Raw genomic sequence first — 11,668 nt, 5'->3', positions numbered from 1 at the left:
CATATGTGCCAGTTGGCTGCAATCAAGCCATTCCGTCCCCAGCTCATCAAGTGTGGGAATCCTCGACGCGCCCGTGAATCTGGGTTCCCCGACCGAAGCAAGCGATCTGGCCGGCGCGAGCACCATCGCGAGCGCAGAAGCACCGGCTTCGCAGAACTCGCGACGGCTAAGGGTTGCTTTCGATCGTACTTGCTTTTGAGTCCGCACTTCGTCCTTCATGATGGATCTGTCTTTTCCCCCTCAGGTTCGAAACAAATGACAGGCAACCGCAATGCAGCCGATTGCCTGTCCAGAATTACATCGACGCTAGAAACTCAGGTGCAGCCCCAATTGAATCTGCCGTGGAGGCAGAACATTTGAGGTGATTCGGCCGGCCCCGGGATCCCCAATCGTCGTATTGGGAGCACCATAGTTCTGGATATTGAAGATGTTGAAGATCTCAGCCCTGAAATTCAATGCGAGCTGATCTTTGAATGGGAAGTTCTTGAACAACGAAGCATCCGCTGTTGCTACATGTGAGGTCCGGAGAGAATTACGCCGGAAGTTTCCGTATGAGTTGACCGGCACGGAGAACGCCGCGGGGTCAAACCACTTGAGTGGGGTTGGATTCGCCGGCTTTGGGTTGCCAATCTGATTGGGCCGCGCGTAGTTCCACCAGGAGAACGATGTTCCGATGTTCGCGACATCGCCGGAGACGGTTAGATTGTACGGCTGTCCCGAACGAACTTGAGCTACAGCGTTCATCTGCCAGTTTCCGAGGACATAGCTCGCCAGTCCATGTGTCAGATAGCGTTTGTTACGTCCGAAGGGAAGCTCATACTGACCAGCCATCGAAAGAAAGTGCGGGATGTCATACGACGAAACACTGCGGCTCTCTTTGACGTCATAGTAGTTCTGAAGAGCAGAGCTGCCGCCCGGTCCATTCTCTACATCGAAAAGACCGCTGCCACCGGCATCCATCGATTTTGAGAACGTGTACGAGATAAGGTACTGGAGCCCGTTGGAGAACCTGCGATCCAGTTTCACTTGCAGCGAGTTGTAATCTGCATATCCCCGGTCGGTACTCATGAAAGGAGTTGCCGTGACCCAGGGGAAGGGCTTGCGCGCGTTCACCTGAGCTGGTGTTCCAGGGCCTGCAATCTGAGCGGTGTTGAAGATACCTGTAACGCTCATCCGGTCCGTGTGGCTTCCCACGTAGCCGACCGATAGAGCCATGTTGGAGCCTATCTGCTGCTCCACCGTAACGTTGTATTGTTGTGACCGCGGATCACGAATTTTGGGGTCCATAAACCAGGTCACTGTATCCCACGGGTCCGATGCGGGAACGGCGCGGCCTACCGAACTAAATGTCGATTCGATCGGCGTTGCGGGGGATCCTACCTGATTGGCGGCCAGCGAAGCTGTGACCGATCCGGTTGCGGGCCATGATCCAGCAAACCCCTTCCAATCCTGCTCGAAACCCATGAGCGGGTCATAAACGATGCCGTATCCGCCACGAAGCACAACCTTGTCGGTAATACGCCAGGCGATACCAATGCGAGGCCCGAAGTCGCCCCATATAGGAACAGGTCCCCAGGAGCGGCCGTAGGGCGACAGCATAATCTTGTCGCCATTTTTGATGGAACCGAGTGTTCCGTCACCAGGAATACAGGGGCTCTGACCAGTCTGAGTGCAGGCAGACGGCAATTTATCTAAACCAATCCACCACAGACCGTCTGTTGTTAGACCGCTCACAACCGTCGAGCCGGACGGAGAGAACGAGCGACGATGATCGAAGCGAAGACCGTACGTTATCGTAACTTTCTTATTGAGAGCCCAAACGTCCTGGGCATAGAAGGAATACGTCGACACGCGATTGCTGTTGCTCACCGTTGTCGTGTTGTTAATCTGCGATGGAAGTCCCAGCAACGCAGATGCAAGCGAGTTTCCGGTAGTACCGACCTGTCTGGGATCGCTTGTCTGATCATTGCTGAAGGTATAGCCGCCGTACGCCGGGCTATTGGAATCGTTGCCCTGCTTGATGTACTGCATGCCGAACTTCAAATTATGATTGCCGGCGACCCAGGTGAGACTCGGCGACAGGTTATATACAGGGCTTTCGATCGTATTTGCTGTCTGCATACCTCCACCGGAATACGGCGTGCTTAGACTGAACGTCGTTCCTCCGGCGCTGACAAAGCCAAGCCCTTTCATCGGATCGAGACCGGCGCTGTCCTGCTGGAATCGTGAGAATGGTCTCTTGCTGATTCCGAATCGAACATCGGCGAGCAATTTGCTGCTCAGGACTCCGGTCCATCCCACACCCAGATTCTCTGCGGGCACCGATGCTCCCGTACTCAGGCTGATTGATGCGGGCGACAGGCTTGTTACATTGAGGCGATCGTAACGAACAAAGATGGCGTTCCTGCTTCCCAGTTGTTCGTCGCCACGAATCATATAGTGGTCGGAATCGTTAGAGTTGGAACGGGTTACGATCGCGTTATACAGCGGATCTCCGGTTAGATTTGGCCGCGCGTAATAGGTCTTGATGAAGTTGGCGGCTGTCGGGTTGATTCTGTTTGAAGGAATTACCCGTCCTGCGAAGGCAGTACGGGTGTAGCCGGAGCTTGCTGTGCCGGTAGTAGTCGCAGGATCGTAGATATTGTTCGACAGAATCGAACGTGAGAAGTCCCCTCCCAGCTCAGCGTCAGTGGGGACGCGGTAACGCGATTGGGCTGCCTGCCGATAACGCCATCCCTCATATCCGAAGAAGAAGAAGGTGCGGTTGCGTCCGTCATAGATCTTTGGCAGGAATACCGGGCCTCCAACAGTGGCGCCAAACTGATTCTGGCGGAACGCAGAAGGGCCGGTGTTGTTCTGATCGCGGAACGTATCGCGGGCATCGAAGATGTTGTTCCTTACAAATTCCCATGCCGCGCCGTGCAGCGAGTTCGTGCCACTTCGTGTGACGACGTTGATAACGCCGCCCAGGACGCTTCCGTACTCGGCTTTGTCGTCATGCGATTGCACTTTGAATTCCTGCATTGCATCGACAATCGGAGGAATGACATAAACGCTGCCGGTCATCTCAGTGTTGACAACACCATCAAGCAGATACAGATTGGAACGATTCGTCTGTCCCTGGATGGAAGGTTGCGCGACGCTTGCCGTGGGAACACTAAGATTCGCCAGATCGTTTACGCCAACGCCCGCGCTTTGTGATGTGCTGATAGGCGTCGCTCCAGGTGTAAGAGTCAGCAGTTGCGTGAAGTTCCTTCCATTGAGCGGCAACTGATGAATCGCCTTCTGGTCAATCACTGTACCGAGCTCAGAACTGGTCTTTTGCACCAGATCTTCCGTTTCGGAGTGGACCGTGATGGTCTCTGCTGTCGAGCCTGGCGCCAACGAGACGTCTCGAAGCACATTGCCCTGAACAGCGAGCGATAGGCCATTGATCTTCGCGTCTCCAAACCCGGCTCTCTTGACTGTCATGGAATATTCGCCAGGTTTGACGGACGGAAAAGTATAGAGGCCTTCGCGATTCGATCTTGTTGTGCTTGTGACGTGGGTCGCAGTTTCGGTCAAGCTGATATCGGCATCCGGGATTACCGCGCCCGACGGATCCGTTATGTGTCCTGACAGCGACGCATTCGCCGTCTGTGCATGCAGACGATACGGCAGAGCACCGACCATCATGCAGGATACGGCCCATAGTGTGAGGAGCCGCGTTATTGCTTTTGTTCGGATAACTTTTCCGACATTCATCTTCCTAGCCTCCTTCGCAGACCTTCGGGAGTCCGAAAACGCGACCCTTACGAAGCAGGAGAAATGTAAGGCTTTTAATGTTCTTAATGCAATAAAAAGATCGTATTAAATTGATCTTTCTCGATTTTTCGATCTTTATAAAGATTGCAAACGCAAGAATGAACGAGTTTCATAACCGAAACTTTCCTCCGGGATCACATCTTTCCACTGGATTTCGCGAGTAAAAGGATCGAAATAAGAAGCAGAAGCATACCGGTTGCCTGCAGGCTGAAGGCCCGTCGAGGCGCTCCTGTCCACTCCCCGGTCACAACGCCGACGATCCCGGCGGTGACTACAATTGCCGCCATGAATGCCGGCCATCCGATCGCCAGGCCGAATTGCCCCATTTTTGCCGCCCCGATGCTGTACAGGATGCTGCTTGTAAACCAGAACACGGCCATAATCAAACCGCCAAGCCAATACCGTCCGGTTCGTTCTGCGCTAAACCTGCCGTAACTCGAGTTTCGGCGAAGCAGAAGGGCGCAGTAAGCCAGGTTCGGAATTGCGCCTGCCTCCAGGAGGGGGAACCAAACGGCAGTATGGCTCAATGCAGGTTGGGCACCGTGAGCCAGCGCCTGCAGATCGATCGGAGCTCCCAGGGAGATCCCAATATTCATCGCCGCTGCGCCCAATCCGCTGCAGACCGCACAGATCAACCCGCGATGGAAACTGGAACGCGGATTTACGCTTTCTGTTCCCGGCTGTGATCGATCTCTGACGCTGCCCGCCCACGCGCAGAAAAACACTCCTGACAGTACCAATGCCAGAGCGCCGACAAACAGCAAATCAGTAAAGACAAATCCGCGACGAACAGCGAGCCTGACAAACGGGACAATGCTCCCTACTGCCGCGGAGAGACCTAACACAATAGAAAATGAGAGGGTTACCCCAATCATGTCGATGGCGAGCCCGAATAATACCTGAGCGATTCCCCAGGCAAATCCGCATACACCAACGAGAAACAGAAGGCTCACCCCGCCTGCCAGGAGCGCTTCCTTAAGAGAGGGAATGAAACACAACGCGCTCAACAGGGGCAACAGAACAAGAGCAAAACCACTCCAGACGAGCCAGGTGTTTTCCCAGGCCCATCTCCCCATCCGTTTCATGGGAAGCGCAAAGCAGGCATTCATGGCGCCCGCTCCCACCAGTAAAACTAATCCCGCAAACTCGTTCTCCATGACGTGCATCCCCTCTGGCCCCAATTTGAGCGCTCAGTGATGGAGATTAGATCGAGTTTTTCACGGATGTCAAAATAAATTGCGTGCGCAGGAAGCAGATGAAAACGACTTAAGCGCTCTTCACACCCGATGCACTTTGATCCCCAGGGCTTCGAACGGCTTGATGGCCTCGTCCTTTGCGCCGGTATCGGTGATGATCTCCTGTATCGAGGACGTAGGACACAACAGCCACTTCGACACATTTCCTAGCTTGCTCGAGTCCGCGACCACGACGAGATGTTTCGAGTGGCCGGCGAGGATTCGCAGCACCTCGGCTTCCTGCGGGTGGGAACACGTCAGTCCCTGGTTTACTTCGATACCGTCCACCCCAAGGAACATGATGTCCGCAAACAGCAGGCCTGCCGATGCTGTTGCAAGCGGGCCCACCAGTGTGAACCAGTTGCCGCGCAGATGTCCCCCGGTGACGTACACATCAATGTCTTTGCGCGAGCTGAGCTCCATCGCGACGTTTACGGTGTTCGTGATAATCGTGATCCCACTGATCGCATTCAGGCATCGGATAATTTCGGTGGTCGTCGTTCCGCCGGTAAGTGCGATGGTTGCGCCTGGGGTGATCATCTCTGCGGCCTTACGCGCGATGCGCCGTTTCTCTTCGGCAAAGCTGCCAATCTTGTCCTGGAAGGACGGATCCTTTTTGAATGGCTCGTAGAACAGGGGCCCGATCGGCATTGCGCCGCCACGGGTTCGCTTCAGGAGAGATCTCTGCTCGAGCTCATCAAGATCGCGACGGATCGTGACCACAGATGCCCCGAGTTCCGAGCACAATTCCTCAACCGTTATCTCTCCTACTGCCTGCAAGCGACTCAGAATCTGCTCGTGCCTCTGTACCTGCTTGTCTTTGCCTCGCGCCATATCCCTCTAACCATACACAACGCTCGTCGGGAGACGAGCTGAGGAGGCATTACTTCCGCCACAATACTTTTCTTAATCCATATTTCGATCTTAATTTTATGCTCTAAATGACAATAACGGTCATTAAAGCGTATAAATGCTCCTTGGAGGACCGAAGGCAAGATGTACGATAAAACCCCATATCTTCAGGTCACGACCCAGGATAGTGATTGCCTAGACGGTTGGCCAGCGATCGCTGAAGCGATACGCGCCTCGCTTCCTACAGGTTCAGGACTGGTTTGTATCGAATGCTATCCAGGAGTCTTTGTCGATGAGCTTAGTTTTTTCCTTCACAAAGAGCTGGGTCCCCACCTCCAACTGTTCGCTGCGGACTGGTATCTCTCCCCGGATCAAATCGACCAACTGGTTGAGCCATACCTGTCGGATGATCCTGTCTTTGGCAGGATGAACTCATTGGCGATTAGGGACTTCATTGACTCCGAAAAGCTGGAAGCAACCCGCGCCGACCTGCCCTCAATGGCTACGGACATCACCATCGTCATTGGGACCGGAGCTTCCTTCCTGCTTCCGAAATTCGACCTTCTTCTCTATGCCGACATGGCGCGCTGGGAGATTCAACAACGACAGCGCCGGGGTGAGATCGGAAATTTAGGAATTCCGAATAGATCGGAACGCTCATCCCTCAAGTACAAGCGCAGCTTCTTTATTGATTGGCGAGCGGCCGATCGTTTGAAGACCGAAGTCCTGCCCAGATCGAATTTCCTGATCGACACAAACATTCCATCATTGCCCAAGATGATCTCGACGGAACAGCTTCAGGCAGGTCTGTCTGCGACCGTCCATCAACCGTTCCGTGTAGTTCCCTTCTTTGATCCAGGCCCGTGGGGCGGGCACTGGATGGAGGAGGTCTTCGACCTGCCGCGCGATCAAGCGAACTATGCGTGGTGTTTTGACTGTGTCCCCGAGGAAAATAGCCTACTTCTGCGATTCGGGAAGAAGACCGTGGAAATCCCCGCACTCGACCTCGTGCTCTTCCATCCTATGGAACTGCTTGGGCAGGCAGTAGTCTCGCGTTTCGGAGCGGAATTCCCTATCCGCTTCGACCTGCTGGACACATTTGAGGGTGGCAATCTTTCGCTGCAGGTACACCCGAGAAATGAATATATTCAGCGGGAATTTGGGATGAAGTATACCCAGGATGAGAGCTACTACATCCTGGAGGCGAAGCCAAACGGAAGCGTGTACCTAGGGCTGAAGGCCGACATCAACTGTGAAACCATGGCCAAAGAACTGAGAGCCGCCCAGGCAGACGACGATACCGAATTCGAGGCAGAGCGGTATGTGAATCGCTTCCCTGCCCAGAAACATGATCACTTCCTTATCCCGGCTGGAACGATCCATTGTTCGGGACGCGACACCGTAGTGCTCGAGATCAGCGCGACTCCTTATATCTTCACCTTCAAATTGTGGGATTGGGGACGGGTCGGGCTTGATGGCCGCCCAAGACCAATTCATCTGGATCATGGGATCGAGAACATCTGCTGGGACCGAACCACGACATGGGTGGAACAGGCGCTGATCAATCGCAGTGAGACGATCGCCGAGAGCGATGGCTGGCGCGAAGAACTGACCGGACTTCACTCAGCACAATTCATCGAAACACGGCGCCACTGGTTCACCGGTACTGTACCGCACGACACTAAGGGAAATCTCAACGTCCTCAATCTCGTTCACGGACCGGAAGCGATCGTCGAAAGTCCAGCGGGGGCTTTTCCACCGTTTACAGTCCACTACGCAGAATCTTTTATCGTGCCCGCGGCGGTTGGAGCTTACACGATTCGACCTGCCACTCCCGGTACGACCTGCGCAACGATCAAGGCGTTCGTTCGTCCCTCGCCGGCATGCAGCTGCCGACCGACCACATAACCGCAGATTGCTTTCCTCCAACAGGGTATACAAGAACAATGCCTCACAATATTTCTGGTCCCCGGACTGATGAGCGGCAAGCAGCAACAAACACTCAGGTCATTTTGAGCTTTGATATGGGAGGCAGCCACGTAGCTGCCATGGCTGCTCCGTTGAACAGTCCTTTTGCCGGAACGAGCGCATCAGCCGCTCTGGATGAAGGCGGTTCGGCAAGCTATCTTTTTGACCGGATCGAAGGCGCTGCCCGTGTGGCGCTCTCAGCCTTAACCCCGCCAGCAGTCATCGTGGGAATTGCAGTTGCGATGCCAGGACCATTTGATTACGCCAATGGAATCTCGTTACTGCAGCACAAGTTCGCAGCCTGGTATGGTGTCGACGTTCGTAAGCATCTTGCGGTTCGATTCGGGATCGATGAAGAGAACATCGTATTCCTCAATGACGCCGACGCCTTTCTTCTTGGCGAACTTCACGATTCATCTGCGTCCAAAGCAGTAGGAATCACTTTGGGAACAGGTATCGGCGCCGCATTCGCGATCGATGGCCGAGCGGTTCCAGCGACGGAGATCCTCCCCAACCATTGCGATCTCTATGCCCTGCCGTGGAAAGGAAGCACCGTGGAAGAGTTCCTCTCCACTCGCGGAATTATGAAGCTGCACAAAGAGCGCGGAGGACACTATCAGTCAGTCAAAGAGATTGCTGAGAAGTCCGGCGTCGATCCAATCGCAGCAGACACGATGTCGGCCTTCGGAAAAGAGCTCGGCCTGGTTATCGACACTTTTCTTTCGCCCTTCGCGCCTGATGTCATCATTCTAGGTGGCTCCATTTCTCGCAGTTACCAGACCTTCTTGCCGGGCGTTCTATCGGTCAATCCCGTACTCGCGAACCTTTTTCGAGTAGCGTCATATTTTGAGAAAGCGGCTTTGCTCGGGTCTATCGCAGAGTGGCTCCGTCAAAGAGGTTGATGGCCGGAGAGGTCTAGGCCTCTCGCATCCTAAGTCCGCTTATGCTGCAGTCCATCCTCCATCGAGGGCTAAGGCTGCTCCGTGCATGAAATCGGCCTCCGGACTGCATAAATATCGAACGAGCGCCGCAACTTCACTCGGGTGGCCCAGCCGTCCCACTGGTTGCCGGTCGTTCAACTCAGCCCGAACCTTTTCTTCTTCTCCCGCATGGTACTTTGCCAGGTATCCAGCGACAAACGGGCTATCGATTGTTCCCGGGCAGATGCAATTCACTCTCAGTTCCCGTGGATATTCAACCGCCAGTTGCCGTGTCATCGCGACAACGGCTCCTTTCGAAGCACAATAGGCAAACCGGCGCTTTATCCCGACAAGCCCTGCAACCGAGGCGATATTGATGATTGAACCGCGAGCTGCAAGCAGCTTAGGAAGGAAGCTTCGCGTTACGTAGAAAACCGAGTTCACGTTGACGCGCATTACGCGTTCGAACTCTGCTGTCTCCGTTTCTGCAATGCTTCCGACCATTCCAACTCCGGCATTGTTGACGAGAATGTCTAACCCGTCGATGCCTGCCGTGGCTGCGGCGACGCTCTCTTCAGAACCAACATCTATGTGCAGAGGTCTGGCATTCGGCAGCTCGCTTGCAACTCTCGTGGCGGCGGCCATATCAAGATCGGCAACAATGACTCGGAGGCCCTCCTGTCCAAGCTTCCGGCAGATTGCTTCGCCGATACCGCTACCACCACCGGTGATGAGCGCAGTTTTTGTCTGGCTCGATTGATACGTTGTGTTCGCAACTGTCGACACGCTTTATCTCCTGATGATTTGAAACTCTTAGCGAACCAGCCCGTGTAAAGGCAAAGGAAGAGGAGCCGATTCAACATTGCTGCACGCAAGGGCCCCTTGCGCGGTGCGGGCTAAACCAACCTCTCTAGCTTTGCGACAATCGCGGCTGTGTCATAGACACAGCCATTCCAAATGCCTCCACTGGCCTGCACCAGAGCCGCCCACAGGCTCGTATCTGCAGGAAGTTCTGGATGAGGTTTGAGGTCGGGCCGAGCAGAACGGTTTTCCAGGATAGAGCTTGCCTCTTCCTCAGTGAAACTTCTCTCGCCACAGCCAACCAATGAGATCGAGCCCACCAGATTTCTAAGATCGATGAAGATCTCGATTTGGTCGTCTTCTTCTATCTTGCCGATAGGACCGCAGGCGAGTGCTTCGGGAGAGATATGGCCCACACACGCGCCGGTCGATACACCACTGAATCGAGCATCTGTGAGAACTGCAACATGTTTGCAATCTGGGAGGGCCTTCAGAGCAGAAGTGACTTGATAGATCTCCTGCATGCCCGCACCTTTCGGGCCGCCACAGATAAGGACGATCACGTCACCATGGCCGATCTTGCCGTTCTTGATCGCGCAAATCGCATCTGCCTCGGTAGTGAAGACGCGAGCAGGCCCGCGGTGCCGATAGATCTGATTCTGATCTACGAGCGATGGGTCGATCGCTGTGCTTTTGATTACGGAGCCTTCGGGTGCAAGGTTTCCCATCGGAAAACAAACAGTCGAGGTTAGTCCTCTCTCGCGCGCCCGATCGGGGGCCATAATGACATCATCGGGATCAATTCCATCGATAGCTCGCAGACGTTCCCGCAGTTCATGGCGACGTTCGCTCCCCTGCCACCAGTCCAGGCATGTGTCCAGCGTCTCTCCAGACACCGTCCGGACACGAGTGTCCAATAATCCGGCAGCACGCAGATGGAGCATGACCTCTGGGACGCCACCTGCAAGAAACACCTGCACGGTTGCGAATCCGCGCGGTCCATTTGGCAGTGCATCTACGAGGCGAGGCACCTGGCGGTTGATTGCGGCCCAGTCATCGACGGATGGACGCTTCAGCCCGGCTGAAAATGCAATTGCCGGAAGATGAATCAAGAGATTCGTGGAGCCGCCAAAGGCAGCATGGAGAACCATCGCGTTGTGAAGCGCACCGGCCGTCAATACGTCCCTGCTTCCAAGTTGAATCTCTTCGAGGCGGCGCAGCGCCCGTGCGGAGCGTCTCGCCGCATCAAGCCATATCGCTTGCCCAGAAGGCGCGAGCGCAGTGTGCGGTAAAGACAATCCGAGAGCCTCACCAACGACTTGCGCCGTTGCTGCCGTACCAAGAAACTGACATCCGCCTCCAGGACTGGCACATGCGCGGCATCCGACTTCCGCCGCGTATTCCAAAGTGATCTGTTGCTGCGCAAACCGGGCCCCAATTGTCTGAACTTTGCCGGCATCTTCGCCGGACTCAGGCAAGAGCGTGACACCGCCTGGCACCAGTACCGTGGGAAGCGACCCTGCCGAGGCAAGAGCCATCATCATGGCCGGAAGGCCTTTATCGCAGGTCGCGATTCCCATCACACCTTTTCTTGTCGGCAGCGAGCGCATCAGGCGACGAAGTACCGTTGCGGCATCATTGCGAAACGGCAACGAATCCATCATGCCTGTTGTGCCCTGCGTACGGCCATCGCAGGGATCCGTGCAAGCCCCCGCAAATGGAACGGCACGAAGCTCTTTGAACTCTCGTGCCGCTTCTGCGACAAGTAGCCCTACCTCCCAGTGACCGCTATGAAAACCCAGGGCAATCGGGCTCCCATCATCGGCTCGAAGCCCACCGTGAGTACTCAAGATAAGGAATTCGGGATCCAGAAGACGATTTGGAGCCCACCCCATTCCGGCGTTCTGAGTCAGACCGAATAGGTTTCCCGATGGCTCAATCAGGAGCATCTCGGGCGTAACCGGCAATACCCCGGCTGGCCCGCTTGCGTGTGTCTGAATCCCAGCCCACGCTTCCACCGGCGATTCAAGTATGGAATCCAATTGGATGGGCGAAACCCCACCTGCTGACTTTGCTTCACTCATCAGA

General features: G+C 55.0%; 7 protein-coding genes. 2 read left to right on the top strand and 5 right to left on the bottom strand.

The genetic code is table 11. The features are described 5' to 3' along the window. Positions 1 to 306 precede the first annotated feature (306 nt). The 3 genes from FTW19_RS13505 to FTW19_RS13495 form a co-directional block, all read right to left on the bottom strand. Positions 307 to 3,744, bottom strand: a complete 3,438-nt coding sequence (locus FTW19_RS13505; RefSeq protein ID WP_147648122.1) for a TonB-dependent receptor — start codon at positions 3,742 to 3,744, stop codon at positions 307 to 309. A gap of 194 nt (positions 3,745 to 3,938) precedes the next feature. Next, on the bottom strand, positions 3,939 to 4,961 hold the full coding sequence (locus tag FTW19_RS13500) for an L-rhamnose/proton symporter RhaT (RefSeq protein ID WP_187142973.1): 1,023 nt from the start codon (positions 4,959 to 4,961) through the stop codon (positions 3,939 to 3,941). Between the two features lie 120 nt (positions 4,962 to 5,081). After that, a complete protein-coding gene (locus FTW19_RS13495; protein WP_147648120.1) occupies positions 5,082 to 5,873 on the bottom strand; it encodes a DeoR/GlpR family DNA-binding transcription regulator in 792 nt (263 codons plus the stop codon). A gap of 444 nt (positions 5,874 to 6,317) precedes the next feature. Here FTW19_RS13495 and FTW19_RS13490 point away from each other — a divergent pair, with 444 nt between their 5' ends. Both FTW19_RS13490 and FTW19_RS13485 read left to right on the top strand, forming a co-directional pair. Continuing rightward, positions 6,318 to 7,799 (top strand): class I mannose-6-phosphate isomerase, encoded by a 1,482-nt coding sequence (locus FTW19_RS13490; RefSeq protein WP_246153754.1) that lies wholly within the window; start codon positions 6,318 to 6,320, stop codon positions 7,797 to 7,799. 116 nt (positions 7,800 to 7,915) lie between these two features. Next, a complete protein-coding gene (locus tag FTW19_RS13485) occupies positions 7,916 to 8,761 on the top strand; it encodes an ROK family protein (protein WP_187142972.1) in 846 nt (281 codons plus the stop codon). A 39-nt stretch (positions 8,762 to 8,800) separates the two neighbouring features. Here FTW19_RS13485 and FTW19_RS13480 read toward each other — a convergent pair whose 3' ends face one another. Both FTW19_RS13480 and FTW19_RS13475 read right to left on the bottom strand, forming a co-directional pair. Next, positions 8,801 to 9,565 carry an SDR family NAD(P)-dependent oxidoreductase gene (locus tag FTW19_RS13480; RefSeq protein WP_147648117.1) on the bottom strand — a complete coding sequence of 255 codons (765 nt, stop codon included), beginning with the start codon at positions 9,563 to 9,565 and terminating at the stop codon, positions 8,801 to 8,803. Between the two features lie 110 nt (positions 9,566 to 9,675). Further along, on the bottom strand, positions 9,676 to 11,664 hold the full coding sequence (locus tag FTW19_RS13475) for a YjhG/YagF family D-xylonate dehydratase (protein ID WP_147648116.1): 1,989 nt from the start codon (positions 11,662 to 11,664) through the stop codon (positions 9,676 to 9,678). Positions 11,665 to 11,668: the final 4 nt, after the last annotated feature.

The sequence above is a fragment of the Terriglobus albidus genome (assembly GCF_008000815.1).
In the GTDB taxonomy this organism is placed as follows: Bacteria; Acidobacteriota; Terriglobia; order Terriglobales; family Acidobacteriaceae; genus Terriglobus; species Terriglobus albidus_A.
Note: the sequence above shows the minus strand (reverse complement) of the source record. Positions and strands in the feature narration are given on the sequence as shown.

Excerpts from the sequence above, each read along its gene's own strand:
- FTW19_RS13485 (WP_187142972.1), top strand. The coding sequence starts at position 7,916 with ATGGGAGGCAGCCACGTAGCTGCCATGGCTGCTCCGTTGAACAGTCCT.
- FTW19_RS13490 (WP_246153754.1), top strand. The coding sequence starts at position 6,318 with ATGAACTCATTGGCGATTAGGGACTTCATTGACTCCGAAAAGCTGGAA.
- FTW19_RS13495 (WP_147648120.1), bottom strand. The coding sequence starts at position 5,873 with ATGGCGCGAGGCAAAGACAAGCAGGTACAGAGGCACGAGCAGATTCTG.
- FTW19_RS13475 (WP_147648116.1), bottom strand. The coding sequence starts at position 11,664 with ATGAGTGAAGCAAAGTCAGCAGGTGGGGTTTCGCCCATCCAATTGGAT.
- FTW19_RS13505 (WP_147648122.1), bottom strand. The coding sequence starts at position 3,744 with ATGAATGTCGGAAAAGTTATCCGAACAAAAGCAATAACGCGGCTCCTC.
- FTW19_RS13500 (WP_187142973.1), bottom strand. The coding sequence starts at position 4,961 with ATGGAGAACGAGTTTGCGGGATTAGTTTTACTGGTGGGAGCGGGCGCC.